Annotated in this window: 32 protein-coding genes, 1 tRNA gene and 2 pseudogenes; 5 read left to right on the top strand and 30 right to left on the bottom strand. The window is 38.7% G+C overall.

Annotated elements, in window-relative coordinates; translation table 11 throughout:
* From JL53_RS00660 to JL53_RS00615, 9 genes are read right to left on the bottom strand one after another with little or no spacing between them, the layout of a single operon-like run.
* On the bottom strand, nt 1–618 hold the full coding sequence (locus JL53_RS00660; RefSeq protein ID WP_038406404.1) for a hypothetical protein: 618 nt from the start codon (nt 616–618) through the stop codon (nt 1–3).
* A complete protein-coding gene (locus tag JL53_RS00655) occupies nt 615–806 on the bottom strand; it encodes a hypothetical protein (RefSeq protein ID WP_038406403.1) in 192 nt (63 codons plus the stop codon). The genes JL53_RS00660 and JL53_RS00655 overlap by 4 nt, the downstream gene beginning before the upstream one ends.
* On the bottom strand, nt 794–1024 hold the full coding sequence (locus tag JL53_RS00650; protein ID WP_038406402.1) for a hypothetical protein: 231 nt from the start codon (nt 1022–1024) through the stop codon (nt 794–796). The genes JL53_RS00655 and JL53_RS00650 overlap by 13 nt, the downstream gene beginning before the upstream one ends.
* Nucleotides 1017–1346 carry a DUF3310 domain-containing protein gene (locus JL53_RS15225; RefSeq protein WP_077916388.1) on the bottom strand — a complete coding sequence of 110 codons (330 nt, stop codon included), beginning with the start codon at nt 1344–1346 and terminating at the stop codon, nt 1017–1019. Before JL53_RS15225 ends, JL53_RS00650 begins: the two co-directional genes overlap by 8 nt.
* Before the next feature lie 21 nt (nt 1347–1367).
* Nucleotides 1368–1646 carry a hypothetical protein gene (locus tag JL53_RS00635; protein ID WP_038406400.1) on the bottom strand — a complete coding sequence of 93 codons (279 nt, stop codon included), beginning with the start codon at nt 1644–1646 and terminating at the stop codon, nt 1368–1370.
* Entirely contained in the window at nt 1643–1918 is a 276-nt protein-coding gene (locus JL53_RS00630) for a hypothetical protein (RefSeq protein WP_038406399.1), read from the bottom strand. The genes JL53_RS00635 and JL53_RS00630 overlap by 4 nt, the downstream gene beginning before the upstream one ends.
* Entirely contained in the window at nt 1911–2111 is a 201-nt protein-coding gene (locus JL53_RS00625) for a helix-turn-helix domain-containing protein (protein WP_038406398.1), read from the bottom strand. The genes JL53_RS00630 and JL53_RS00625 overlap by 8 nt, the downstream gene beginning before the upstream one ends.
* The gene (locus JL53_RS15630) at nt 2101–2814 is read right to left on the bottom strand and encodes a Rha family transcriptional regulator (protein WP_158423288.1); all 714 of its coding nucleotides are present in this window, start codon (nt 2812–2814) and stop codon (nt 2101–2103) included. Before JL53_RS15630 ends, JL53_RS00625 begins: the two co-directional genes overlap by 11 nt.
* Nucleotides 2815–2831: 17 nt before the next feature.
* Nucleotides 2832–3008: a helix-turn-helix domain-containing protein gene (locus JL53_RS00615; RefSeq protein WP_038406397.1), complete on the bottom strand. Its 177-nt coding sequence runs from the start codon at nt 3006–3008 to the stop codon at nt 2832–2834.
* Between the two features lie 273 nt (nt 3009–3281).
* Here JL53_RS00615 and JL53_RS00610 point away from each other — a divergent pair, with 273 nt between their 5' ends.
* The 4 genes from JL53_RS00610 to JL53_RS00595 all read left to right on the top strand — a co-directional run bounded on the left by JL53_RS00610 (nt 3282) and on the right by JL53_RS00595 (nt 5988).
* Entirely contained in the window at nt 3282–3617 is a 336-nt protein-coding gene (locus tag JL53_RS00610; RefSeq protein WP_038406396.1) for a helix-turn-helix domain-containing protein, read from the top strand.
* A gap of 15 nt (nt 3618–3632) precedes the next feature.
* Nucleotides 3633–4160 (top strand): ImmA/IrrE family metallo-endopeptidase, encoded by a 528-nt coding sequence (locus tag JL53_RS00605; RefSeq protein ID WP_038406394.1) that lies wholly within the window; start codon nt 3633–3635, stop codon nt 4158–4160.
* 24 nt (nt 4161–4184) lie between these two features.
* Complete coding sequence (locus JL53_RS00600) at nt 4185–4751, top strand: hypothetical protein (RefSeq protein ID WP_038406393.1); 567 nt, start codon at nt 4185–4187, stop codon at nt 4749–4751.
* A 79-nt stretch (nt 4752–4830) separates the two neighbouring features.
* On the top strand, nt 4831–5988 hold the full coding sequence (locus JL53_RS00595) for a site-specific integrase (RefSeq protein ID WP_038406391.1): 1158 nt from the start codon (nt 4831–4833) through the stop codon (nt 5986–5988).
* Nucleotides 5989–6093: 105 nt separating this feature from the next.
* Here JL53_RS00595 and JL53_RS00590 read toward each other — a convergent pair.
* Nucleotides 6094–6166 (bottom strand) — tRNA-Lys (locus JL53_RS00590).
* 83 nt (nt 6167–6249) lie between these two features.
* A complete protein-coding gene (locus JL53_RS00585; protein ID WP_003718156.1) occupies nt 6250–7194 on the bottom strand; it encodes an NAD(P)-dependent oxidoreductase in 945 nt (314 codons plus the stop codon).
* Nucleotides 7195–7324: 130 nt separating this feature from the next.
* On the opposite strand from JL53_RS00585, the gene JL53_RS00580 reads away from it, so the two are divergent.
* The gene (locus JL53_RS00580) at nt 7325–7963 is read left to right on the top strand and encodes a pentapeptide repeat-containing protein (RefSeq protein WP_003718155.1); all 639 of its coding nucleotides are present in this window, start codon (nt 7325–7327) and stop codon (nt 7961–7963) included.
* A 22-nt stretch (nt 7964–7985) separates the two neighbouring features.
* Here JL53_RS00580 and JL53_RS00575 read toward each other — a convergent pair whose 3' ends face one another.
* The 19 genes and pseudogenes from JL53_RS00575 to essC all read right to left on the bottom strand — a co-directional run bounded on the left by JL53_RS00575 (nt 7986) and on the right by essC (nt 26011).
* On the bottom strand, nt 7986–9038 hold the full coding sequence (locus tag JL53_RS00575; protein WP_038406389.1) for a bifunctional transcriptional activator/DNA repair enzyme AdaA: 1053 nt from the start codon (nt 9036–9038) through the stop codon (nt 7986–7988).
* The gene (locus JL53_RS00570; RefSeq protein WP_038406388.1) at nt 9035–9808 is read right to left on the bottom strand and encodes an isocitrate lyase/PEP mutase family protein; all 774 of its coding nucleotides are present in this window, start codon (nt 9806–9808) and stop codon (nt 9035–9037) included. Before JL53_RS00570 ends, JL53_RS00575 begins: the two co-directional genes overlap by 4 nt.
* A 304-nt stretch (nt 9809–10112) precedes the next feature.
* A pseudogene (locus tag JL53_RS15980) lies at nt 10113–10316 on the bottom strand (FtsK/SpoIIIE domain-containing protein); the annotation flags it as partial.
* Nucleotides 10317–10510: 194 nt separating this feature from the next.
* Nucleotides 10511–10873 carry a glycohydrolase toxin TNT-related protein gene (locus tag JL53_RS15755; RefSeq protein WP_077916387.1) on the bottom strand — a complete coding sequence of 121 codons (363 nt, stop codon included), beginning with the start codon at nt 10871–10873 and terminating at the stop codon, nt 10511–10513.
* Entirely contained in the window at nt 10833–11594 is a 762-nt protein-coding gene (locus JL53_RS00555) for a pre-toxin TG domain-containing protein (RefSeq protein ID WP_052010510.1), read from the bottom strand. Before JL53_RS00555 ends, JL53_RS15755 begins: the two co-directional genes overlap by 41 nt.
* Nucleotides 11595–11674: 80 nt before the next feature.
* On the bottom strand, nt 11675–11998 hold the full coding sequence (locus JL53_RS00550; protein WP_038406385.1) for an Imm59 family immunity protein: 324 nt from the start codon (nt 11996–11998) through the stop codon (nt 11675–11677).
* Nucleotides 11999–13855 carry a glycohydrolase toxin TNT-related protein gene (locus tag JL53_RS00540; protein WP_077916385.1) on the bottom strand — a complete coding sequence of 619 codons (1857 nt, stop codon included), beginning with the start codon at nt 13853–13855 and terminating at the stop codon, nt 11999–12001.
* A 318-nt stretch (nt 13856–14173) separates the two neighbouring features.
* The gene (locus JL53_RS15750; protein ID WP_234288436.1) at nt 14174–14386 is read right to left on the bottom strand and encodes a hypothetical protein; all 213 of its coding nucleotides are present in this window, start codon (nt 14384–14386) and stop codon (nt 14174–14176) included.
* A 42-nt stretch (nt 14387–14428) separates the two neighbouring features.
* Nucleotides 14429–14560 (bottom strand): hypothetical protein, encoded by a 132-nt coding sequence (locus tag JL53_RS15930; protein WP_267906575.1) that lies wholly within the window; start codon nt 14558–14560, stop codon nt 14429–14431.
* 39 nt (nt 14561–14599) lie between these two features.
* On the bottom strand, nt 14600–15085 hold the full coding sequence (locus JL53_RS00530) for an immunity protein YezG family protein (protein WP_038406384.1): 486 nt from the start codon (nt 15083–15085) through the stop codon (nt 14600–14602).
* Between the two features lie 3 nt (nt 15086–15088).
* Nucleotides 15089–17005, bottom strand: a complete 1917-nt coding sequence (locus JL53_RS00520; protein WP_077916384.1) for a DNA/RNA non-specific endonuclease — start codon at nt 17003–17005, stop codon at nt 15089–15091.
* Between the two features lie 14 nt (nt 17006–17019).
* Nucleotides 17020–17103: pseudogene (locus tag JL53_RS15745) on the bottom strand (hypothetical protein); the annotation flags it as partial.
* A gap of 482 nt (nt 17104–17585) precedes the next feature.
* Nucleotides 17586–17909, bottom strand: coding sequence for an Imm59 family immunity protein (locus JL53_RS00515; protein ID WP_014091632.1), 324 nt, complete (start codon nt 17907–17909; stop codon nt 17586–17588).
* Nucleotides 17910–19763 carry a glycohydrolase toxin TNT-related protein gene (locus tag JL53_RS15215; protein WP_077916383.1) on the bottom strand — a complete coding sequence of 618 codons (1854 nt, stop codon included), beginning with the start codon at nt 19761–19763 and terminating at the stop codon, nt 17910–17912.
* Between the two features lie 13 nt (nt 19764–19776).
* Nucleotides 19777–20109 carry a hypothetical protein gene (locus JL53_RS00505; RefSeq protein WP_038406383.1) on the bottom strand — a complete coding sequence of 111 codons (333 nt, stop codon included), beginning with the start codon at nt 20107–20109 and terminating at the stop codon, nt 19777–19779.
* Nucleotides 20110–20811: a DUF5081 family protein gene (locus JL53_RS00500; RefSeq protein WP_038406382.1), complete on the bottom strand. Its 702-nt coding sequence runs from the start codon at nt 20809–20811 to the stop codon at nt 20110–20112.
* Nucleotides 20808–21107 carry a WXG100 family type VII secretion target gene (locus tag JL53_RS00495; protein ID WP_038406381.1) on the bottom strand — a complete coding sequence of 100 codons (300 nt, stop codon included), beginning with the start codon at nt 21105–21107 and terminating at the stop codon, nt 20808–20810. Before JL53_RS00495 ends, JL53_RS00500 begins: the two co-directional genes overlap by 4 nt.
* The gene (locus JL53_RS00490) at nt 21100–21495 is read right to left on the bottom strand and encodes an EsxC family T7SS substrate (RefSeq protein ID WP_038406380.1); all 396 of its coding nucleotides are present in this window, start codon (nt 21493–21495) and stop codon (nt 21100–21102) included. Before JL53_RS00490 ends, JL53_RS00495 begins: the two co-directional genes overlap by 8 nt.
* Before the next feature lie 19 nt (nt 21496–21514).
* A complete protein-coding gene (gene essC / locus JL53_RS00485) occupies nt 21515–26011 on the bottom strand; it encodes a type VII secretion protein EssC (protein WP_038406379.1) in 4497 nt (1498 codons plus the stop codon).
* Nucleotides 26012–26021: the final 10 nt, after the last annotated feature.

Raw genomic sequence — 26021 nt, 5'->3', positions numbered from 1 at the left:
TTAGAGACCTAGTTTCTTCTTCGATTTTTCAAGTTCAGCGACAAAAGCAGGGTAATCTTCCTCGTCCAATTCGGCCATAGCCTCGACGCCGAAGTTTCCACGCAAGATTTTCTTAACAGCCTTATTGTTTTTGGATTGAACAAACGGACGAACCATCATACGCAAAGCGTCTAGGGTAAGCACCTCTTCATATGACGTATTCTGTTTGGATTTATTCCTATCTTCATTCTCGGAAGCATCCTTGTCCGTGTTTTGACTAAGACCAAACTCTTTTTCGCGTTCGTCTAGCATCTCAATAAAGTCCTGATAATCGGAAGGTTTTAGCTTATTTAGAGCTGTAACTTTGAAAGCAGTAACCATCACAAATTTCACTTGTACATTTTTTGTTCCTCCCTCAAATCGAGAGACGGCTTTCTTCACATCTGCAAGCGTGAGTGTCTGCTCCTCTTCCTCTTGTTCTTCTTCCTCTTGTTCCTCTTGTTCTTTGCTAGTAGTTATCTCTGATTTTGAATCTTCCGTAGAGAATTGTATTAGCTCCCCTTCTGTGGAAAGTACTTTTAAAATCTTTTGCAGTTCCAGTGCATCATCTACTGTTTCAATATCAAAAGTTAATCTCATCTTGTGCACTCCTTCATTTTTATTAATTTGACTTGGCTAGCTGGTATAGTGAATCTATCGCCAGTGGTATCTTCTACTAGAAGGGCATCACACATGACCGCAAGCACGCAACACCACTGACCTTCTATTGCCCTTTTTTCTATTCCTGACCGGTCTTGTATTTCTACGGTATCCCCTACTTGGACCATTTGCTTTTAGCCTCCATCCGTGTTAAATTATGTTTAGATACTAATTTCTGTATGCTCGTTTTCGAAGTTGCCGCTTCGTTACGAGCTTTTTTCATACTTTCAATTTGACCACCGCCCTTCGTTTTCTTCACTGCATCTGCATAGCCTACTAAATAGCAGAGCACTGCAAAGGCTATCAGTAGAAAAGCTATAGCAACAAGAGATTCTATCTCACTCATTAGTCTCACCCTCCAGCATCATGCGGTCTTGTAGGTCTTTGATTCCAGTCTCGAGTTTGTCATAATCGTCTAGTATTTCGTCAATTTCTGCACGTGACTTAAATGGGACGTTAGTGTTAAAAGCAATGAGATAATCCAGATACCACTGCGCTTTTTGCAAGTCCTCAATACCGCCTTTCATACTTTCTCTAGTGATGTACTTTATTACCGTTGCTTTTAAGTGTCCTCTAAACTCTTCCGGTGTGAGTTTTGCCTTCATGACATCAATGGTTTGTATACCGCCTTGTTGATAGTGCTGCGGATTTATATTATCTTGACTCATCTACTCTACCTCCTACTGTTTTCATTGTTCTGTTTCCTCACCTTTCCAAACTTCAAGTTCTGCCTTTAAGGCCTCAACCTGTAATTCTAGCTCTAGAATGCGTGAACTTTGTTGGATTGCTAGCTCCGTGTTTGTGACCAGCCATGTGCCGTACTTAGAAGCAAATTCTACTGCAAGCTCTTTAGTCAGCACTTTCCTGTTTCTAGTTTGCGACGCATATCTGAACGCTTGAAGTTCGTGTTTAGCATTGTTCAGCTTCTCTGATAACACATCTAGCTTTATAAGCTCCTCACCTGTCATAAAGTGAACCCCTCCATATCGTTTACATCGCCATCCCATGCATTAAACTGGTCAATGAGCTCTTGCTCCTCTGTTCGTTTTCTGTTAATTGACTCTCGTTTTCGATACATTGCTTTGAAATGATTCACTGCTTCTAGTAGTGATGGAAATGGACCATTGGTTAATACATCTTGTCCTTGTTTCAACTCGTATCTTACTTTTCTATTCGCTATTTTATAGAATCTTACTACTTGTCCTCTAACTAATTCCTTTGACATAATTAGCTCATTCATTCGACGCACCTACCTTGTTTGATTTAACCCATTCGTCAATTTGACTTCGACTAAATAGTCTTACTCTTCCACACATTTGCTTATTTGGCAGTCCCGCATAATTTGCCCATTTGTAAATAGTCTGACGGGTTACACCTAAGTACTCCGCTACCTCTTGAGCTGTCATGGTTTCTTTAAATTGACTAATCTCCATCTAAGCCCACCTTTTTGTTAAGTAGATTTTCAATAAAGTGCTTACCTTTGAGTGTCCACTTCTGACTGTTCTTCAAGGTGGACGAGTCCTTTAGTCCCAGGTGCTCATGAGAGGCATAAAGCCGCCACCTACCGCCCTTGTAATAAATAATTCTATTGTCTAAGAGAATTTGATGTAGTGCACGACTGTGCAGTCCATACGGTTTACCAATCTCAGCAGTTGTAAATAGCCTTGCATCAGAAGTTGTTTTAATTCTGTTTGACTGGGCTTCAAGTTCTTTGATTTTACCCTCTAGTGCCCGTGTTGCCAGTTCTTGTTTCCCAAGCGCTTCACCTAATAAATTAAACATTTGAAGCTCTGGGCTTAAACTCGAGAAATCAATTTGTGAGTGAAGACTTTTTTCCATTTCGTTAAAAGCTTCGATGTATTTAAGTTTGAATTCATCCGCCTTAGCTCCTGTAAATCCAAAAGCTATAAATGTAAATCCATCTCTATTCATGTAATACATTTTGTTCGACTTCCCGTTTACAGCGGTGTAAAGGTCTTGTTTAAACATCATTTTTAGTTGAGCCAAGTTTTCGGCTACACTTAATTTATTTTCAATCGCCTCAAGTACATGTTTGTGTTGTTTTCCAAATACTTCTGCCACCTGCAAGCTACTAGTCACCGCTTGTTCGTTTTTCATTACTACTAAATTGGTCATGTTTTTCACTCCCTTTCTCATTCAATATTTAAAAATTCTTTTATACGTCGGATGTGCTTTTCTGTATTATCCCGCCCGTTAATAATTCTTGACAATTGCCCAGGATGGATATTGAGTTCTTGGGCTAACCAGGATTGATTTTTTCCACGTAACGCAAGAGCTGCTCTTACTCTGTATTTTAGTTCGGTTGACATCTGTAAAGCCTCCTCTCAATTATAAAAGTAAATAATATTCACAAATATTCTTGACTTTTTTTATAAAGTTTTATACAATATTTGCATAGGAAATAAGCAGGGATTATGGCGACTTTCATGCGCTGAATCACTGGTTCTTGCTATACATATTTAGTAATATTATTTGTAAATATTATTGGGTACAAAAATATAATAACAAAGTTTTATACTACAGTCAACATTTTTATAAAGTTTTGTAAAAATTATTAAAAATATTATTTAAGGATGGTTGATATGACTACTTTTGACAGGATAAAATATTTAGCAAATGGACGGGGTAAAAGTCTAAAAGATGTGGCTACTGAAATAGGACTAAGTGAAAACATCTTCTATACATGGAAAAAAAGCAGTCCCAAAACAGACGTTATCCAAAAGGTTGCTGATTACTTCAATGTCTCTGTTGACTACCTTCTTGGAAGAACCGACAAACAACCCCCTCTTCATGAGCTAGAGGATGCGCAATTCTTAGATGTGGAAGGGTTGACCTCAGAAGATATTGCAAAAGTGGAGGGCATAATCAGAGCATTAAAAGAGGCGCAACGTAAGATTGATGAATTCGAAAACATGTAGAAATGAGATGACTGGATGGCTATTTCTAAGTTTGATTATATAAAACACTACAAACCAACAGAGATGGAACTACGCATGTCTGGGAGTTTGACCCAGCACAACATAACTAAACCTACACAACTGGATACAGAAAAAATACAAATTGCGTATAATGTCTTAGTGATGGAAATGGACTTCCCTTCCGTCGCATTCGGTAATTTTGGGATTGTACTATCCCGTGGACTAAGAGGCGAGGATTACAAAGAGGCCTTTTTTCATGAATTAGCGCATTGGCTAGAGCATACGGGGAATCAGTTGCAAATGACCAGGCAACAAAAGGCTATGCAAGAGCAGCAAGCTAAACAGATGAGCATGTACCTGCGAATTCCTTATCGTATGTTGGGTATGGTAGACTTCTCGTCAGAGGACTGTATAATGGAGATAGTAGACCTTTTTGGTGTTTCTGCAAATCTAGCAAAGCGACGGTTAAAGAAAATAGAAGACAATGTGCTTTGTCATTATAGAGATAACACGGATTTGGCTTACTCAAATAAAATCATATAACATAACAAAAGGGAGCGAGCGAGAATGAAAAAAGGAATTGGAATTTTACTGCTAGGATTGGTTTTACTTCTAGGGGCTTGCGGGACGGATTCGGCAGATAAAGAACCCAAAGAAACGAAAGAAACAAAAAAGACTACTGAAAGTAAGAAGCAGGAAGTGACAGCAGAATCCACTATGGATAGCTTTGTAAAGGCAGAGATAGCAATGTACAAAAATGTAGTTTTCACAGAAGACACAGACCCAAACGAGCTCTTAGGACGACCGAATTCCTATATCGCGAAAATTGACTTCAATGACAAGACAGCGATTGATAGAATTGCTACAAAAAATATTAACGACTTAGGACTTGATGAATCCGACAAAGGTGCTCAGATAGAACAACTCATAAACGAAAGAACCGGGGGAACAATTGAGGAGTTCAAAACGGAGGAAGACCTTCAAAAACGACTAGAGTATTTACAAGACCTGCCTGTCAAGACCGATGTTGATAATGAGTATCGTTTTAGCAATAGTAAGGTCCTACTTAGAATAGATTCAAAACTCACGCCGAACGAAGCGGAGAAGTATAAAAAAGTATTTCTTAATCTGTAGCACTACAGGACTCTTTTCTTGGGGTCCTTACAGCCCAAAAACCGAACATATATTCTAAAATGAAAGGAGGTGAAAAGAAATGGCAAACAAAAAACGATACGTTGGGTCTATTGAGAAGTTAAAAACGGGCTGGCGGCTGCGGGTGACCGTAGGCTACAACGAGAAAGGCACACCTGTTAAACGGTCTAAGATGACAAAAACGAAGAGTGCAAAGGAGAGGGAGAAAGAGCTCAATCGCTTTATTGAAGAGCTAGAAAGGAATGGATATGAAGCCCCTTCTAAGCTCACCTTCAAGGAATTTGTAGAGAAAGAATGGCTACCAAAGCACGCACAAAGGCATCTTGCTTACAAAACATATAACGAATACTACTCACAGATTAAAAGAAGATTGTACCCGGAAATCGGCGGTATACAGTTGAATAAATTATCTACTCTACAAATTGTAAATTTGATAGACAAGTTACAAAAACCGGACGCGAATCTAGTAACAGGGGAAGTGCTTTCAGCTAGAACGGTACGACATATATATTTTGCGCTAAGTTCAGTGTTAGAGACAGCGGTGGAATGGAAAGTTCTAACAGCAAATCCCGCAAAAGGAATTAAGCTTCCGAAGATTAAAAAACGACCACCAACTATATTCACACCTGAAAACGTCGCTCAGCTAGATAGAGCGCTAGCAAAAGAGCCTGTACAAATGCAAGCAATGATTTATATAGCATTAGTGACAGGTTGCAGAGAAGCTGAGTTAGCGGCGCTGGAATGGAAGCATATTGACTTTGTCGAGAATGAAATACTATTCGAACAAACAGCTATCACGATCGTTGGCGAAGGCGTGAGCATCAAGTCTGGGACTAAAAACGGAGAGACTGGAAGAGTAGATATTCCGACATGGCTCTCTGCACTACTCGAAAGCTATAGACCTTTAACGCTACCAGGTACTGGGGATTGGGCGGGACATCACTTCTTATTTGCAGATTATAATGGGAAACCATTCCGACCAGACAGCTACTACCAACGATGGAAAAGATTAATAGATAGGCATGGCTTGCCATCTATTCGTTTTCACGACTTACGGCACACTTCTGCTACACTTTTGTTGAATAGCGGTCTCGATATCAAAGTAATACAAGAGCGTTTACGCCATAAATCCTTTAACACAACAGCGGACATCTATTCCCACGTTCTAAAAGAGAAACAACAAGAAGCTGCAAATACATTTAAAAACCCTTTTACATGATTCTCTGCCCACGCTCTGCCCACGGAAGCTATTTTCCCACATTTATACAAACTAATTCAGATAAAAAAACCGCCTAAGCTCAACAGCCTAAACGGTTTTCCAATATGGGTTGTGAGGGGTTCGAACCCACGACCCGCTGATTAAGAGTCAGCTGCTCTACCAACTGAGCTAACAACCCGTCGTATTCCGACAAAAACCATTATACCATAATTCAGTAAAAATACATAGCCGCAACTTCTTACTACGGCTATGTTTTCTTGCTTAGTAAACCGAATGAATGGGAGCTTTTCCAGCTAAAACAGCTTCAACATTCGAAATTGCCATTCGTCCCATTTCAGTGCGAGTTTCGACAGTTGCATTACCAATATGTGGGGTCAAAACTACGTTATCTAAGTCTCGTAACGCTTCACCAATTTTAGGCTCAAATTCAAAAACATCTAAAGCTGCTCCAGCTATCTGTCCACTTTTCAAAGCATTAATGAGCGCAACTTCTTCTATAACCGGTCCACGCGCCGCATTGATCAAAAATGCGCTAGATTTCATCATTTGGAAGGTTGTTTCATTGATTAAATGTTTTAAATCAGGATTGTAAGCCGCATGAATTGTCACTACATCACTACGTTTTAACAATTCCTCTTGGCTAACAAATTCGGCATCGTAATCTTTCGGGTTATGTCCTGAGTAAATAATTTTCATTCCAAAAGCAGCTGCTCGTTTTGCAACAGCCTGACCAATCCTACCTAAGCCGATAATTCCAAGGGTTTTCCCACTTAATTCTGTTCCTAAAAAGAAAGTCGGTGCCCAGCCTGTAAATTCCTCTGGAGTTTCGCGGCATAGACGGTCTCCTTCTGGAATTCTTCGCGCAATTGCCAAAATGAGCCCAAGTGTTAACTCAGCAGTTGCTTCAGTTGATACATCTGGAGTGTTCGTTACAGCAATTCCTAATTCTTGTGCCTTTTTCACATCGATATTGTCAAATCCTGCACCAATATTCGCAACAATTTTAAGATTTTTCGCTGATTCGAGGACTTTTGCTGTTATTTGCGTTGAAAGCGGGCAAATAATTGCGTCCACAGTTTCCGCTTTTTTCATTAGTGCTTCCTCTGTTAGACTTTCTTCTCCTATAGCTGTTTCCACTTGCCACTTTCCAAGAGCTTCCATTGTTTCTGGTAGTAATTTCCCTGTTACTAATACGTTTGCTGTCATTTTGCCCATTCCTCCAATACCATTTTTCACCTAAATTCATTGTAAGCCGTTTTTTAGGAAAGGTAAATGATTTTCCAACCCTTTTCCAAACAATATGCGTTATAATAGAAGCGAAAGTGAGGTAAGAAAAATGAAAAAAATTGCTGCGCCGCGGATTCCAGATGGGGATTTGATGGTCTATCCAGACGATACCTATGTGATTGAAGATATCGGGGAAATTAGTGAAAAAATCTTCAAAAAAACAACGCTAACTGGAGAAATTTTCGAACATTTTAATTTAGAAACCGTTGTTTTTGATGGTTGTGTGTTTGATTCCGTCTCTCTTGTCAGTGTAAATCTAACCGATGTGATTTTCAGAAACTGTGACTTATCGAATTTAGATTTGATGGGGGCTGTTATTCACCGAGTTCGGTTTGAAAATTGTAAATTAATCGGTGTAAATTTCAGTGATGCGACACTTAGAAATTGCGTTTTTGATGATTGTTATGCGGACTACGTAGCTTTTCGTTACGCTAATTTAAAATGGGTCTCGTTTGACTCTGGTGCTTATACGAATAGTGATTTCAGTGGTGCGCAATTAGTCGATACATACTTAGAACGTCTTGATTTAAATAAAGCTCAGTTCTTAAATTGCGCGCTGAGTGGCATTGATATCAGCTCTTGCATTTTTGAGTCTATCACTGCGATGCCGCAAGATTTAAAAGGTGTGCACATTGATTATTCGCATGCTCCAGCTTTAATGCCATTATTTGGAATTCGCGTAAAATAACAGAAAAAAAGATGGCTCCAGTTTATTTTGGAACCATCTTTTCATGTTTAATCAGCCATTCTTTCCGAGCCAGTCCACCACCATAACCACCCAATTCACCGTTACTATTTATAACTCGGTGGCATGGGACAATTAGCGATAGTTGGTTCGCTCCATTTGCCCTTGCGACAGCTCGACTTGCTGTTGGTTTGCCAAGCTTTTCTGCAAGTACTTTATAGGAAATCGTTTCCCCAATAGGAATCCGTCGCAACTCATCCCAAACGCCCTGCTGAAATTCTGAACCAATATAACGAATCGGCGTTTTAAAATCCACTAATTCCCCGTCAAAATACAGCTCCAGTTCCGCTTCAACCTGTCTAATTACATCCGTTTTTTCAGGCGAAATTGCTGCTTTTAACCGCGTGCGCAATTTTTTAATCTCCATTTCCAGACCTTTCCGATCCACAAATTCTAACAGCAGTAAATGATCATCATCCGAAATCGCAAGCATCGAGCCAAGTTTCGTCTCAAGCCACGCAGAATACAAAATAGTGATGCCGTTCGTTTTATGAGGAACATCCCCCATCGTTTTAGAAAAAGCATCCCGAAATCCGTTGCCAGATTCATAACCACTATCAATCTGCGCATTTATAATCGAATCACCATTTCGAATGTGTTTAAAAGCAAGCCCCAATCGGCGCGACCGAGCATATTCAATAAATGTCATTCCAAATTGCTTCTGAAACTGACGCCGCGCTGTATTCGCACTAATAGATAAGCCATCAAAATCCTTATCCGTCCACTTTTTCTCAGGATTTTTCTCAATCGCATCCACAAGTAATTTCACAGCCGAGGACATTTTCGTTGGATTAGAAAGCGGCTCGCAACGTTTACACGGCCGGTATGATGCCAGAAGCGCTTCTTTTGCAGTACTAAAAAATTCACAATTTGCTTTTAGTGGCTTTTTCGCTGGACAAGTTGGTCTACAAAGTATCCCGGTTGTCTTCACTCCAACAAAAAATACTCCTTCGTAATTCGAGTTTTTCTCTACTAACATTTCATAATATTTATCAATATCTCGCGAGTTAGTAATCATACATTCTCAACTCCTCCGAAAATCTTTTCCGTTGCTTGTTGAATCGCTAAATTAGCCTGAAAATAACTATTTGGCCCGTAACTTATTCTTTTTACACCGATTTCTGTTAGTTCAGCGGTGGAAACCATTCCGTCCATTAGCATAACATTGACTGGTAATGGAGATTTCTGGACAAAAGTACGGATTAATTGCGGCGATAGTAACCCTGGGATGAAAATTGAATCTGCACCAACTTTGGCATATGCTTTTGTTCGCTTGATTGCTTCATTTACTAGCGCTTCTGTCTCTTTTCGTCCCTGGAAAAAGATGTCCGTGCGTGCATTTATAAATATATTCGCATTTCTTTTAGCTGCCGTTTGTTTTATTGCCTTGATTTTATCACAATATTCCTCCGTGCTGCATAATGCGGGATTGATAGCACCCATGAGTTGATCTTCTATATTTATACCAGCTATTCCAATTTCAAGTAGGCGTTCAGTGTTTTTGGCAAGTTCAGTGAGATTTTCAGCATAACCACTCTCGATGTCTACAGTTAGCGGGAGTTGTGTATTTGCCGCAATTCGTGATAGAACTTGGAACATTTCGTCAAAAGTTAGTTGCTCTCCGTCTGCCACTCCAAGATTTTCTGCGATTGCGTAACTGCTTGTTGCCATGGCTTTTGCCCCGCCTGCTTGTATCGCTCTAGCAGAAGAAACATCCCAACAATTATATAAAATTAGCGGTTCCTTTTTTTGGTGTAGCATTTTTAATTTTTCTTCGTTTTTTATCATTGTTTTCAACTCCATTTGTTAAGATAGGCTTACTATAATGGAATTTTGAACGAAGTATACCAGTAAAATTAACACCAATGTAAAAAATCAAGTCTGCTGACAAACTTGATTTTTCTTAAAACTTTTTACGTTGGTTAATCGTTTTTATCAATGGAATATAAAAATCAAATATGACTTCATCTGAATTATATAAAATAACCCCATATAATTCATCCGCTTTTATTTTCCATTTTCTTTCTCTAGCGTAGCGCTTCATTCGCTTTCGCATATACTTTAAATCCACATTGTTCGTATCACGTGTTTTAAGAGCATATGCGACTTCATATGGGTGGAAATTGACGCCAAGTGAAATAATATAGGATTGAATAATTTCTGATTTACCAGAACCAGTCGTCCCAGCTACCAATCCATGCGGTCCGTGTGCTTTTTCATGTAAATTCAGCTGAACAATATCGTCTTTTCCGCGAAGGCCTAGTGGTACAGCAAGGCTCTTATAAGTTTCATTTTTTACTCTAAGCTTTTAAAGAAGTAATATTTCACTCATTTTAACTATTTTTTTATCCAAGAAAAATAATCTGAGAGACTTTCTTTTCTCTCAGATTAATTCCTCCACTTACTTTTTTAAGTTTGCTTATTTTTACTCTTCATTTCGTCTTTTTAAAACTGATTTTTGCTTTTTTGGAACTATCGTATTTTAGGTCTTCATAATACCAGAAATAACAGTTGTCCCCATTCATTTCTATAGGAAACCTCCCTTACTAATTGTAATACCTCATACCAACTCACTGACGTTTCAAGCTGAATTTGAGCTCCTCCACCCGCTCCAAATACTTTTGCTATCTCACCTTGTTGAGGATTTGCTAAATCATCTAAAGTGAATTGAAATTGTTCCATAACAATGTCTAATCTATCTCTAAGATTTTGAGATAAATTATTATAAGCTTCTGTTACATTATTTATATCTTTAAGTACTTCATATTGGAAATAAGGTTTAACACTCTCAGGATACGGCAAACCTCTTGTGTCATAATCTAAAACCTGGCCATTTAATGCTACCCGCTTCATCTAGAAAATCTGGTGAACGAACTAGTGTCCCATCTTTAGCTTGGAAAGTAATTTCTCCATTGTCTAAGATGATTTTCTTCGGGGTGAATTTCTTTTCCACTTCACCTATTATATCACCCTTGCCACTCCCCTTGATATTCAAGTTATCCATCTTACTCATGACTTCTTGTAGTTTATTTTTGCCTGCGTCGAAGGCTTTTGCTATTGTTGTCGGTTCTGACAAACCTCCCGCGCCTGCGAATGCCAGGCGTTCTCTCGGAGGTATCTGGAAAGTTTCTTTTGCTTTGGACTGGATGGTTTTGGCTGCCTCCCCTATATCGTTTAGATCCTTTGTTAATTTTTTCTTGGTCGCCTGCATCGCGTCGTCTGCGACTTTTTTAACGTTAGCGATATGCAGGTCTAAAGTTTGTTTTCCTGCTTGAATGCCATTATCAATCGTTTCTTTAAATGACTTTCCTGCATTTTTGATGGCGAGCTTCCCGCCATCGAGTAAATCGTCTCCGACTCGCAATATTTTGGAACCTGCACTAGCGATTTTGGTGCCGGAACTAAAGGCTTTGACCCCTGGAATAATATCGAGTAAGGCAAATCCTCCCCGGAGTAATCGTTCTTGATCGCTTAGTTCTCGGCCAGATATCCAGTCTTTTCCAGTAACTGCGGAAGAGGCTTCTAGTGCGCCAAGTGCTAATCCGGCTGGTGGACAGACGATACTTACGCCCACAATCACCACGGCAGCAACAATATTGACCCAGAATTCTTTTTCAAAATCAACATCTTCTTTTAAGTTTTTTCTTTGAACTCTTATCTATCCCATAATAACGAATGATATTCTGAGGGTTCTCCATCTCTCAAACGTCTACGATTCCGTAATACCATTAACTGTAACTTATACATAAATTCTTTATATGCAGGAGCAAATTCAGTATACTCACTTTTTCCAGAAACTGAAGCACGCTCACTAGTTGCATATACTTCATAGTGTTTATCTATGTATTCAATCCTCACTTGATATTCAACTTTATGATTAGTTTCACCTTCAAAAATAGCATATCTTAATGATGTATATCCTAATAATTCAACAGCATCTTCAATTATTTTTTTATACTCTAATATTTCTTCATTCATTTACCTTATCTCCTTTAAAAGTTCTAATTTTTCATACCAATTAACTACCGTTCCAAGTTTGATTTGAGTTCCCCCGCCTGTTCCAAAAACTTCTGCTATTTTCCCTGATTGAGGACTTGCTATACTTTCAAGACTAAATTTATAAAAGTCCATATCCTCTATCATTTTTATTTTATCAGTGGAACTTAAACTATTAAATGCCTTCTGTACATTTTCCATATTTATATCTTTAATTACTTTGTATTGATGGTATTCTTTTATACTTTCAGGGTATGGTAAGCCTCTGGTATCATAATCTAATACCTCCCCCTGTTCTACCGGACTAGTATATTGACCGAAAGAATCTCTATATCTATCAATAATTTGTCCCGCTTTCAAATCCGCATCTACCATAATAGGGTTACCAGTCTCATCTACCACAAATCCATTCGCTTTTGGCCATTTAATGTCTCCTGCTTCATCTAGAAAATCTGGTGAACGAACTAGTGTCCCGTCTTTAGCTTGGAAAGCAATTTCTCCATTGTCTAAGGTTATTTTCTTCGGGGTGAATTTCTTTTCCACTTCCCTTATTATATCACCCGTGTCACTCCCTTTGATATTCAAATCATCCATCTTACTCATCATATCTCGGAGTTTCTTCTGAGCAGCGCTTGTTCCTCCAGCAGCTGCTTCAACGGGAAGAATATCATCACCTACACCTGCTAACTCCAGGCGTTCTCTCGGAGGTATCTGGAAGGTTTCTTTTGCTTTGGACTGGATGGTTTTGGCTGCCTCCCCTATATCGTTTAGATCATTTGTTAATTTTTTCTTGGTCGCCTGCATCGCGTCGTCTGCGACTTTTTTAACGTTAGCGATATGCAGGTCTAAAGTTTGTTTTCCTGCTTGAATGCCATTATCAATCGTTTCTTTAAATGACTTTCCTGCATTTTTGATGGCGAGCTTCCCGCCATCGAGTAAATCGTCTCCGACTCGCAATATTTTGGAACCTGCACTAGCGATTTTGGTGCCGGAACTAAAGGCTTTGACCCCTGGAATAATATCGAGTAAGGCAAATCCTCCTCGGAGTAATCGTTCTTGGTCGCTTAGTTCCCGGCCGGATATCCAGTCTTTTCCAGAAATAGCGGAGGAGGCTTCTAGTGCGCCAAATCCTACGCCAAGCGCTAATCCGGCTGGTGGACAGACGATACTTACGCCCACAATCACCACGGCGGCAACGATATTGACCCAGAACTCTTTCTCTTCTTGTTCGTCTTTAATAGATTTATAGTCGAAAGCACGGGTATGTAACATCCCCATTTTAAAGTCGGCTTCGCTGACCTTCTGGTCGGGATTCTCCCGTTTCCAAGCATCATATTGGAGAGTCATTTGGTTGGCGTAGAAATTGTCCCCATTCATCAAATCTTCGATGGTCGCACTTTCTTTCACCGATTCAATTACTTGGGGCTGACTACTGTACGAAGAAGACATATACGTTTGTGTCGACTTAACCCCAATACGGTTTGTAGTCGAATACGTCGTGATACTCAAATCTTGCATCCCATCTACAAATGTATCCAACTTCTTGTAAAAAGGCTCATCAATCAGCGTTTCGATTTTCTCCCCTGTGTGACAACTAAACTGATATAGCACCTTTAAGTCTTCCTCGATTTCCCCGTACTTACTTCGGTGGTCGGTATGTTGGAAATGAATCGCGTGATCGGTGTCTAAGTCACGGATATCGTCTTCCGCATTCTCCATATTTTTCGACACTTTTTCTAAATGATTAAATAGCCCCCCAAACCAATTGGCTGCATTAAATGGGGCTAGGGCACTTTTGGCTTCTCGCCAGTCGTCTTCTCGGTAGTTTACGTCTTTCATTCATCTGGCCTCGCTTTTCTTTATTGTAAACCAATAGAAGCAACCACCCATGTAAGATGCTTGCTTAGGATGTTCATTTAAAGATATAATATTTCGTGCTTCTCTATAATGACCACTTTATTCTTCTAACCTTGTTACTGCTTTTCTTTGTTGGCGTGTTTAAGAATAAAGGTCTGAGGAACTTACGGAATAGGGCAACTAAAACTACATTCCTCAAGCTTTTTCTAGTGTAGATGCCCTTCATTTGGTTTAATTGTTTGTATTGACGCTCAGACCTTTTTCTTTGGTCTTCAAAATCTAGCAAAATAGGTTATAATTCTACTGTCCACTACTTGAAGATTTTGGTTTTATCACATAATAATTTTGGATTAAATACAGAACGACTCCTACGATTCCTGCTAAGGATACTACGCTTACTACCAGATTATTTAGAAATAATGATAGGCTTAAAAGAATGATTACTCCTACAAATGCCAAAATTGACATTGGATTGGTTTGTATTTCTACTGCTTCCCTTGCACTTTCTTTCACTGCCTTACTTCCAAAGAACCATTGATTGGCGCTTACTTGTGCTTATTCTCCTTGAATATCTAGTTCTACTTGTTCACTATGTTTTAATGATTCGACCTTTTGTTGTTTTACTTTTAGGGAAACTTTGCTTACTGCTCCCATGAATCCTATGTTTCTTTTTACTATTATTTTCATTTGTTTCCACTTTTTCTTTACTTTTAATTACATAATCATTTAGATTGGATTACTTGGAAATTCTTCCAGATATTTATCTATCTTTTTTTGGAGATTCCGATCTTCTGGTTTCTCATTTAAATATTTGTATTTCCAAATTATCATTTGATCGCTAAAACTATATTCTGTATCAAACCAGTTTGTATAATCATAATGCATTTTAAATCTCCCTGTTTTTTCCAAACTCATTGTAAACGAATACCATAATTCTTGTTCATTTTCTTCAAATATTTTATATATACTCTTACATTTTTTATACAATTCATATTCATGCTTTTTAAAATCTTTTTCGTTTACATTAAATAATTTTAAAATATCTAAACTATATACATAATCGTTGTGTTGTTGGGATTTATAAAAAAAGTATACTCCACCACCAGTTTTTGAAATTTGAGCATAAAAATAAAATTCCTCCCATTGTTCTGGTATCATTTGATTTACTATCTCTGCAATCTCTTTATATAATAAATTTAAAGTCTTTTCCATATTTTATTTCCCTCCTGCAACATTCTCAATAAATCTATTAAAATCCCCTAAACCTTCAATTGAGTAACTAACTCGAAAAGCATCTGGTCGTAATGAAGTTCCCAAATATTGTGGTTCAATTTTCACAGTAACTTTTCTTGGAGGATTTTCCTTCAATGCACTTGCCCATTCCTGCTCCATACTATACCATTCTCCACCTGAACGATTAATTTGACTATTCTGCGCCACTAAATTATCAATATCTCCTGAACCATGGAACTGACTTCCAATCAAATGTCCTCCGTCATCATCTGGTAGTCTATCTTCTCGTCCAGCTATCCTTTGCATTCCTTCGTTCCGTTCTGCTGTTTCTAAAACTAATTCTTCAGCATCTACATCTACTATTCTTCCTAGTTCATCTGTTGTATACTTATACCCATCTTCGGTTATATATTGAACACTCTTATCAAGATCTTTTCTTCCATTCTGTCCCTTTACAATATGGTCTCCATAATCCACTTCTCGAATAACTGGTACATCATCTGCTGTCTTAGCAACACCTTCAACTATGTCATCAAATGCGTTATCTGAAAGCTTACTTGCATCACTTAAAACATCCTCAATTTTACTCGCCCCAGCTCCACTAACTCCCTCTATTATATCATCTTTGCCACTGCCTTTGATATTCAAACCATCCATCTTACTCATGACTTCTTGTAGTTTATTTTTGCCTGCGTCGAAGGCTTTTGCTATTGTTGTCGGTTCTGACAAACCTCCCGCGCCTGCGAATGCCAGGCGTTCTCTCGGAGGTATCTGGAAAGTTTCTTTTGCTTTGGACTGGATGGTTTTGGCTGCCTCCCCTATATCGTTTAGATCCTTTGTTAATTTTTTCTTGGTCGCCTGCATCGCGTCGTCTGTGACTTTTTTGACGTTAGCGATACGCAGGTCTAACGTTTGTTTCCCTGCTTGAATGCCATTATCAATCGTTCCTTTAAATGATTTTCCTGCATTTTTGATGGTAAGTTTTCCACCATCGAGTAGGTCGTCTCCAACTCGCAATACTTTGGAACCTGCACTTGCAATTTTGGTTCCAGAGCTAAAGGCTTTGACTCCTGGTATAATATCGAGTAAGGCAAATCCTCCTCGGAGTAATCGTTCTTGGTCGCTTAGTTCCCGGCCGGATATCCAGTCTTTTCCAGAAATAGCGGAGGAGGCTTCTAGCGCGCCAAATCCTACGCCAAGCGCTAATCCGGCTGGCGGGCAGACGATACTTACGCCCACAATCACCACGGCGGCAACGATATTGACCCAGAACTCTTTCTCTTCTTGTTCGTCTTTAATAGATTTATAGTCGAAAGCACGGGTATGTAACATCCCCATTTTAAAGTCAGCTTCACTGACCTTCTGGTCGGGATTCTCCCGTTTCCAAGCATCATATTGGAGAGTCATTTGGTTGGCGTAGAAATTGTCCCCATTCATCAAATCTTCGATGGTCGCACTTTCTTTTACCGATTCAATCACTTGGGGCTGTCCACCATAAGAAGACATATACGTTTGTATCGACTTAGCTCCAATACGGTTTGTAGTCGAATACGTCGTAATACTCAAATCTTGCATCCCATCTACGAACGCATCTAATTTCTTGTAAAAGGGCTCATCAATCAGCGTTTCGATTTTCTCCCCTGCGTGACAACTAAACTGATACAATACCTTTAAATCTTCCTCGATTTCCCCATACTTACTTCGATGGTCGGTATGTTGGAAATGAATCGCGTGGTCGGAATCTAGGTCGCGGATATCCGCTTCCGCATTCTCCATATTTTTCGACACTTTTTCTAAATGATTAAATAGCCCCCCACCAAACAAATTGGCTGCATTAAATGAGGCTAGGGCACTTTTGGCTTCTCGCCAGTCGTCTTCTCGGTAGTTTACGTCTTTCATTCATCTGGCCTCCCTTATATTTCTAATGCTGCGATGATTTTTTCTGCAATATCTCGATCAGCATCTATCATTGTTTGGAGTATATCGAATACAACATTGGTATTGGTTGATATGGTTGACATCGTGCTCAACATTTCTGTAAGATGATCGTTCCAACATATTTCTTTTATTGTAGCTTTAGTAGCTCAGGCGAATCAAAAAGACGGCTATTATAGATAAAAGTAAAATTCTACTCATTTTAACTACTTTTTTATCCAAGAAAAATAATCTGAGAAGCTTTCTTTTTCCTCAGATTATTTTCTCTATCTAGATTTTTCTAAGCTTGCTTTCTTTTATTTTTAAATAGAGCACTTTCTCTTTTATTACTTTTATAACCAGATTAACAAATAGAAGATCTTTAATTTTTAAGGTTTAGTAAGTCACATAATATTTCTTTGTAATCTTGGGTTTTATAATTTAATTCTATACCATATTCATCAATCATTTTTTTAAAGTGCATATATTTCCATGTGAAGTTAACCAATACTTTCGTTCCCATCGTTAAATCTGGGTTATCATCGCATGTTATATATCTCTTTCACTAATTATTCCACAATGAACATGGATAACTTGGGATATCTCCATCTTGAATAGCTAATCTATTTGATAAAACCATTAGCTCTAATAATCTGAAAAATTTATTCTTAGCACTTTCATAGTCATTAAATTTATACTTACCTACAATAGAGGCACGTTCATGAGTGGTATAGACTTCATAATACGATTCTTTATATTCAATTCTTACTTGATATTCTTCTTTATTATTTTCTTCTCCTTCAAATATAGAATATCTTAATTTTTCTAATCCTTGTGAATAAATTGTCTCCTCAATAGTCTTTCTTTGTTCTTTTAAATATTCAAGCACTTATTTGACCTCCCTTACTAATTGTAATACCTCATACCAACTCACTGACGTTTCAAGCTGAATTTGAGTTCCTCCACCCGCTCCAAAAACTTTTGCTATCTCGCCTTGTTGAGGATTTGCTAAATCATCTAAAGTGAATTGAAATTGTTCCATAACAATGTCTAATCTATCTCTAAGATTTTGAGATAAATTAGTATAAGCTTCTGTTACATTTTTTATATTTATATCTTTAAGTACTTCATATTGGAAATAAGGTTTAACACTTTCAGGATACGGCAAACCTCTTGTGTCATAATCTAAAACCTGGCCATTCTCTACTGGACTAGTAAATCGACCACTTGAATCTCCATATCTATCAATAATTTGTCCCGCTTTCAAATCAGCATCCACCATAATAGCTTTACCAGTCTCATCTACCACAAATCCATCTGCTTCTGGCCATTTAATGCTCCCCGCTTCATCTAGAAAATCTGGTGAACGAACTAGTGTGCCGTTTTTAGCTTGGAAAGCAATTTCTCCATTGTCTAAAGTGACTTTTTGGGGGATGAATTTCTCTCCCGCTTCGCCTATTATATCACCTTTGCCACTCCCTTTGATATTCAAATCATCCATCTTGCTCATCATTTCCCGGAGTTCCTTCTGGGCGACGCTTGTTCCTCCTGCAGCTGTTTGGATGGGAATATCATCGCCTACACCGGCGAAGGCCAGGCGTTCTCTTGGCGGTATTTGGAAAGTTTCTTTGGCTTTGGACTGGATGGTTTTCGTGGCTGTGCCGATATCATCTAGATCTTGCGTTAGTTTTTTCTTTGTTGCCTGCATCGCGTCGTCTGTGACTTTTTTGACGTTAGCGATACGCAGGTCTAACGTTTGTTTCCCTGCTTGAATACCATTATCAATCGTTCCTTTAAATGATTTTCCTGCATTTTTGATGGTAAGTTTTCCACCATCGAGTAGGTCGTCTCCGACTCGCAATACTTTGGAACCTGCACTTGCAATTTTGGTGCCGGAGCTAAAGGCTTTGACTCCTGGTATAATATCGAGTAAGGCAAATCCTCCTCGGAGTAATCGTTCTTGGTCGCTTAGTTCCCGGCCGGATATCCAGTCTTTTCCAGAAATAGCGGAAGAGGCTTCTAGCGCGCCAAATCCTACGCCAAGCGCTAATCCGGCTGGTGGACAGACGATACTTACGCCCACAATCACCACGGCGGCAACGATATTGACCCAGAACTCTTTCTCTTCTTGTTCGTCTTTAATGGATTTATAGTCGAAAGCACGGGTATGTAACATCCCCATTTTAAAGTCGGCTTCACTGACCTTCTGGTCGGGATTCTCCCGTTTCCAAGCATCATATTGGAGAGTCATTTGGTTGGCGTAGAAATTATCCCCATTCATCAAATCTTCAATGGTCGCACTTTCTTTTATGGATTCAATGACCTGTGGCTGTCCACCATAAGAAGACATATACGTTTGTGTCGACTTAGCCCCAATACGGTTTGTAGTCGAATAGGTTGTGATACTCAAATCTTGCATCCCATCTACAAACGCATCTAATTTCTTATAAAAGGGAGCATCAATCAGCGTTTCGATTTTTTCGCCTGCGTGACAACTAAACTGATACAATACCTTTAAATCTTCCTCGATTTCCCCATACTTACTTCGATGGTCGGTATGTTGGAAATGAATCGCGTGGTCGGAATCTAGGTCGCGGATATCCGCTTCCGCATTCTCCATATTTTTCGACACTTTTTCTAAATGATTAAATAGCCCCCCACCAAACAAATTGGCTGCATTAAATGGGGCTAGGGCACTTTTGGCTTCTCGCCAGTCGTCTTCTCGGTAGTTTACATCTTTCATTCATCTGTCCTCCTTATATATCTAATGCTGCGATGATTTTTTCTGCAATATCTCGATCAGCATCTATCATTGTTTGGAGTATATCGAATACAACAGAGGAAGCCATATTATATTGGTCTTGGAGTTCCATTACACGTTCATTCGCTTTTGGTACTTTTTCCATTGCTGATTTTGCTTTTCCTTTGGTCAGATATTTGTTTGCTTTTAATTCTTTAATTGCTGGTTTTATGGTACCTTCAAATTCATTGGCTATTGCTAATAGCTCGTTTGCGATATGTGTCATTTCATCAGGATTGATATCTATTGTAGAGGCTGCTCCTGGCCCCCCCATTGCTAGTTGTGCCATTTATTTATCTCCTTTATAAGGAAGTTCAAGCTCATCAAACAATAATTTCAATAATGCGTATTGACTTCCTTGGTAATAAGCTTCATTTACAACATCTGCCATAATTAGTTTGTTATCCATCTCAAATGATAAATATTGCTTATAGAAAGCTGGATTGCTCGCTTCTTGCGGTGTTTCTTCGACATGAAAAAATTCCATACTGATAAAATTTGTACCAGGCTCAAAAACACTTGCTCGTTTTCGTTCTTCATTCGTTAGTTCTTCCTTTAAAAATTCTGTTTCATTTGGACCAGGCTCTCTACTTATAATTGGAAAAAGTTCTCTAATCATCGCTAGTGCATGGATTTTATTCATTCGCTCAAATCGATATTCTTTTTGTGGGTTTATTTCTATCATCACAAATATCTCATTCGTCGCCTTTTCTGAAATGGCAAACATTAATTGATTCAGTCGGATATACTTCTTACTTTGGTAATATTCGACGAGTGAATCAATCAAAAAACCTCCACCATCTGTTAAATTTCCAGTGTCATTTATAACGCCTTTCGTCTTGAGCATTTCAAATCCTTCTGCAAAAACATCTTCGCCTTTTAATAAGTATGTCATCTTATCTGGAATCCCAAAGATATGTTTTACTTCAAAAGGAGCGAGCAATAAATATAGTTCCACAGGAGTGAATGTATCCATTGTTTCTACTGTCACAGATTCTTCACATCCTTAGCATAGCTGGTATCTTCAAAATCCTTTACGTAATCATCCAAGGCATTTAATGCTTTTTTTTGTTCTTTATAGTTTTTTTTCACATCTGCATGATATTGTTCAATTATTTCCATGAATGTGAGAAAAGCATCTCGAGATTTACCACTCCACGAAGCCCCTTCTACATAAGAAATAACTGCTTTGCATTTTTTATGTGTTGCATCTAAACCTTCTCCTACTATTTTGGCAGATGCTTTTGCTTCAGCAACTTTACTAGCATCAATTTTTAGGTTACCCATTTTTCCTTCGCTCCTCTCGTTCTTTTTTCTCCTTCTCTTTCTTCGCTTTTTCAGCGGCCTCTTCTTTCACAGCCATTGCTTTGTATTCCAAATATTTTTGATGTGCCTTATCACGTGCATTAGTTAAAGATTTACGTTTATCTTTTTCTTTCCTTACATACTTTTCCAAGCGTTCTAACACCTTGTCATTTTTCCCCATAAATGGATTCGCAGGGATTCCTTTGTTAGGCATATCAGGCATCCCGTTTTTATAGGTTTTCAAATCACTTTCCACATCTGCCATTTTCTCATCATGTTCTTTTATCGCATCTTTTAAATAGTCATGTAATTTATCATAGTCATCTCGCTTTTTTTCAGTTGGTGTCTTGGCAAAATCGAATAGTCCCATATTTAACTACTCCTTTCAATCATTGGTTTGGCGCAATAAGTTTAATTTTCTCGTATTGACCTTGCTTAATATAATATGCTTCATATGGTGCGAGCATCTGCTCTTTATAGATGGTATTAATCAGGCTAAGGACATTTTGATCACTAACTCGTCCTAGCAAAATACCTGTTTTTTGTTTTCGTAGTTCTCCAGAAATCTCATCTCTCGCTCTGTAAAGAATTCCTGTTTGACTTCCAGTAATAAAGTAAATACCTAATCTTGGTCCGCTTTCGATTAGTTTCACTATATTTTTCCGAGCTTCCGTAGACATTTGCTCAGCGCTGTAAATACTATCTGTTAGCACAATGTACATTGGACGCAATTCTTCCACATACATTTTCAAGGTTACATCGCCACCTGCTGTACGCTGGATTTCTTTCCAACCATCTTCTCTTGCTTCTAAAACACTAATCAATTGTTCAGAGACTAAATTCATTGCAGCCTCATCACCTGCATAAATATTTACATTGTTTTTATATCGTTGGAATCGGTTAGAGGCATTGTCATATAGGGCAATATCGACTTCCATATTTTGCCCCATTAATTCGACTAATGAGACCATTGTTCGTTCTAAAATATCCGCACTATCCGTCAGAACTAAGGTATTACCATCTGTTTGTACATCTAAATTAACTGGTAAAACATCTTCAAAGTCTACCGCAATCGGAGTTTTACCTTCTGAAATGGCACTTTGAACTCGTTTGTTTTTCAGATAATCCAACATATGGATTACTTCTGGAACCATTGGAATTGGCTCAGGAACCATACCTTTCCAAGCTTTAGTCATTTCTTCACTTTCAGCTTGGATTTTTTCAATAATATCAAGTGTCCCTTCTCCACAAACTGGTAGAGCTGTTTGGAAAACGGTAGGTTCTTCTAATTTGACTAATCCTCTACCAGGTAGTTCTTCAATAGTTAAATCCGTTTTCCCAACAATGCTCCTTGCTTCTCCGCCATCAATCATAAATAGCGGAACTTGATGTTTAATACTAGCTAACATTTGCATACGGATTGCATTTTGTCTAACCGCACTTATAATTAAATGAATTCCAACACTTGTCCCTTCACGAGCTATCTGAGCAATTAATTTCTCAAATACGTCTTTATAAGGTGCCTCACCAACAGAATCAAATGCATCAATCACAAGTAAAATAGTTGGAACTTCTTCCTTGCTCGCTCTTTCATACATCGAAATATTTGCCACACCGTATTTACTTAGCTTTTGTTTTCGTTCTTTTAATTCTTGTGCTAAACGACGGATAAGCTTTCCGATTTTAATTTCTTCATCCACCATAATGGTATCAGCAACATGTGGTAAGGCTTTTAGTGGTAACAACCCATTTGTCCCTAAATCTAATAAATAAATATGCAATCTTTCTGGATTATGTTGTCTTGCAAGATCCATCGTTATTGTTTGCAAGAACGTTGACTTCCCGTAACCGGGACTTGAGAATACAGCTATATGTCCATCTTTAGCTAAATCAATCGTTAATGGCTCTTGTGCCTGCATTTGTGGAATATCTAGAAAACCAATTGTAGCTTGAAGTGGTTGTTTTTCTCCATGCCATAATTCTTCTCTGTTCACTGGGTGTAATTCTGGTAAAAAGATTTCTTCCTCTAGTGGTGGCAACCAAGGTCTCGGCAATGCCTCAATTCCCGCAGCTTCCGTATACGCATGAATATGATCAATTACCGCATCCAGCTCGCTCGGTAGTTTCGTCAGATCATCTTTCTTATCCAATCCACTCAAATCTTCTGTCAAAATATCGTACTGCCCTAAATCATTAATCGCATAAATCGTTGTATCAATATAATCTGTGTTTTCTTTATCTGGCACATAATCCGCGCCGCTCCATGCACTTTGGAATAACTCGTAAATTTCATTATTCCCCACTTGTAAATACGAACGTCCTGGCAACGTGATTTCTGCTGCATCTGGTGTTTTTAAGATTTCGTTGGAGTCACTTGCGTTTTGTACTTTGAGCGCGAGTTTGAATTTCGAGTTGGACCAGATTTGGTCATCTACTACGCCGCTTGGTTTTTGGGTCGCTAAGATTAAGTGGATACCAAGAGAACGTCCGATACGTGCAGTCGAAACGAGTTCTTTCATAAATTCTGGTTGTTCGGATTTTAATTCAGCAAACTCATCAGAAATAAGGAATAAATGTGGCATTGGCTCACTCGCCTTGCCTTGTTTGTATAGTTTTTGGTATTGGTTGATATGGTTTACATCGTGCTCACCAAATAACCGTTGCCTTTTCTGCAATTCGGCTTTGATGGAAGCAAGTGCACGCATCGACTGCGCGCCGTCCAAGTTGGTGATGGTTCCAAGTAAATGCGGCATATCTTTAAATAAGTTCGCCATTCCGCCACCTTTGTAGTCAATAAGCAGGAATGCGACTTCATAGGGGTGGAAATTGACGCCAAGTGAAATAATATAGGATTGAATAATTTCTGATTTACCAGAACCAGTCGTCCCAGCCACCAATCCATGCGGCCCGTGTGCTTTTTCATGTAAATTCAGCTGAACAATATCGTCTTTTCCGCGAAGGCCTAGTGGTACAGCAAGGCTCTTATAGGTTTCATTTTTTGCCCAACGTCCAGCGATATTTAATTCCTCCACGCGTTCTACCCCGTACATTTCAAGGAAAGTAACGGACTCTGGAATCGAGTTTTTTAAGTTTTGTAAATGGTTGAGTGGCGCCAAAGCTCGGCTAATGACTTCTTTGTCAAAATCAGCAGGCAAATGGTCTGGTACGAATGCACGATTGACTAAATCGCCTTGCTCCAAAATAATGTTTCCGCTTTTGGCATCACGAATATCCACGACAGTTTTCACGTGTTCTGGCAGGCTTTCCATAACATCTTGCACGAAAACAAGAGATACGCCTAGTTCGCTTGGATCTTCATTGAAAAATTCCATTACTGTATGATCTAAAATTAACTTTTCATCAGTAATTAACACCACATAATGCGGGCTAAAGTATAATTGTTCTTGTTTACTCGATTGTTCTGCTAGCGCTTGTTTACGCTCTTTTAAAATTTGATAAAGGGAATTAAGTACTTGGTCACGAGAGCGCTCATGGTAAACAAAGCCACGAACATTCACATCACGCATGTTGGCATGTGGCAACCAGTGCATCCAGTCCCAATCTGCTTTTTCTTCTTCTGGAAAAATCGTAATAAATTGTAAATCATAATAACTATGGAAAAGCGACGTTTGCATCACTAACATTTGTAATTGTTCCAGCACTAAACGACGTGGCCCGATATAGCCGACTGGACCATGCATTAGGTCTGTCGCTACAGGAACATCGTCAATAGATAAATATTGTCCTTTAATTTTTACAGCTTCTTCAATAAGTTCGTCTTTATCTTGACTAAATTCTTCTTGCTGAAAATCTACTTGAAAACTACTTGATTCCCCGCCACGACCAACACGGAATGTTAAGAAGTCATGATGGAACATGGTTTTTTCATAAATTCGCGAATCAACACGCAATGCCATTTTTTCTAGTTCTGTTACATCAGGATAATGGTAAGTTAGCGCATGACGTTGTTTTTCACTTGTTTCATGGAGTTCCTTTGTTTTGCGTTTTAAATAAAGGTCATAGCTTTCAATTCTTTGTTTAGTGTCGACTTTATATTTTTTACGTGATTTTATATAGTTGATAATTGCCATTGTGATAGTTACTGCTGACATCGCAATTGTCATGATGATATATAGTCCGCGAGGCTGGAAAATAGATATTAAAACAGTAATTGCAACCATAATAAGCGGTGGCAAAATAATTTTAATTAAGCCGTCTGTCGGTTTGGAAGGTTTGCTGGACGGTTTTGCCATGCTAATTTTTTCTTCCGGAGCACGGTAAATAATCCGCGGCGAGCGGTGATAATCTGGATAGTCTTCTCCAAATGAATTATCCGCAGCAAATAATGGCGCTAATTTGCTTGTCACGCGATTTTTTGCAGCCAACACAATAATATCGTCTTTTCCAATAGTAATCGTCACACCGTCCGTATAAAGCTGATCACCCGGTTCTAATGTGCACTTCCCTGTCACCAATGCAAAGTTATGATAAATTTCTCCCGTCAAAACTTGTAACGCAAAAAGCGCTGACTTTTCATCACGTAGTAGTAAGAAATCTGATTTAGTATCATCTATTGTGACATCATTCTCTGTTCCCGCTCCAAAAGTGATAGAAAGATTAGATACGACATCATAAACTTGTGTAGACAAGTCTTGGCAAAGGTAAAATGCTAATTTATCTACATTAACTGCTTCGTTCACTTTGAGCGCAGTCGACCCGGCATTCCAAGATTCTTCATTATATTTAACTTCGATAGATTCCGCTAGCTCCGGATAAGTAATTTCGTGTTCCATGGTATTGCCGATTGTTACTATTTTTTCAGGGGACAAGCGTTGTTTATGGCATTGTTGCCCGTTACTAACAATTAATAAAGCCTCTCTATTCATGATTCATTCT

Origin of the sequence: Listeria ivanovii subsp. londoniensis (genome assembly GCF_000763495.1) — a bacterium.
Lineage (GTDB): Bacteria > Bacillota > Bacilli > Lactobacillales > Listeriaceae > Listeria > Listeria londoniensis.
Note: the sequence above shows the minus strand (reverse complement) of the source record. Positions and strands in the feature narration are given on the sequence as shown.